Here is a 981-nt window from a genome sequence, read left to right on the forward strand (position 1 = left end):
CCCCCAACAGATAGTTTCCAACCACCATTTCTTACGACACTTTCTAAGTCTTTTAACTGTACAACATTTACTGCATCGGCAGGATCACTACCAGCTGCTACACCTGTAATCTGCCGCGTCATGCCCGTACTTTTATTACCAACACTAACGGCACCCTGCGTACTTTTCCATTGCGTCTCAGTGTTGTGTGCAGGACCCTGCAACAAAGAAGTGTACCCTGAAACACCTGCAGCCCTATCAGCTATAGCATCACTTCCTATAGCAACACCGGCCCACTTTTCCGCTCTTGCCCTATCACCAATAACGGTGGTAGCAGGAGCGGAGGTTTGCGAACTGTTGCCGATATTAATAACAGCTTCATAATTGTCGCGTCCTGAATGTACCTGTATGTTGTTACCAATAGCAATAATCCCCACGCCATGCGCATTCGGACTGTTTCCTATTTTTATATCATTATTAGTTGCATATGTACTCACTCTCCTTGCTAAACTATTAACGCCAGACAGCAAAATATCATCACTATTATCTCCCTCAACAGGCAGCATCCCCCCTTTTTTAACAAATGTTTTTGGCAATTTTCGCACAGCAATATTATCCGCACTCATGCTTTTATCGTTAACCGCTATTCTTGTAAGCTGTAGCGCTTTCTTATCATCAACATTTCCAACTCGCGCAGAACGGCTACCTTCTGTCAAAACATTTACGATAGGACTCTTATCACTCTTACCAGAAAGGGTTTTGGTTAAAAAATTTGCGTAATCATCAGAATCATTCAAACCAGCAACAGAGAGACGGCTTTGTGGATAAAACACACCAGCACTTTTTACACCCTCAAGAAACGTGTTTCTAAAATCAGGATTTGCTGAAAAAACAGGCGTAACATTCGATAAGAATGTAGCCGTTATAGCCAACGAAAGAACTTTAACAAAAGAAAAACGAGAACGTTTTAATTCACTCGCTGCTTGTGGGGCATATAATTTT

General features: G+C 42.1%; 1 pseudogene. It reads right to left on the reverse strand.

The window, feature by feature from the left end:
* Window positions 1–981 (reverse strand): annotated as a pseudogene (locus ACFINR_RS09455) (hypothetical protein); the annotation flags it as partial.

Origin of the sequence: Bartonella sp. AP19HLJMH, assembly GCF_042196245.1 — a bacterium.
Lineage (GTDB): Bacteria > Pseudomonadota > Alphaproteobacteria > Rhizobiales > Rhizobiaceae > Bartonella.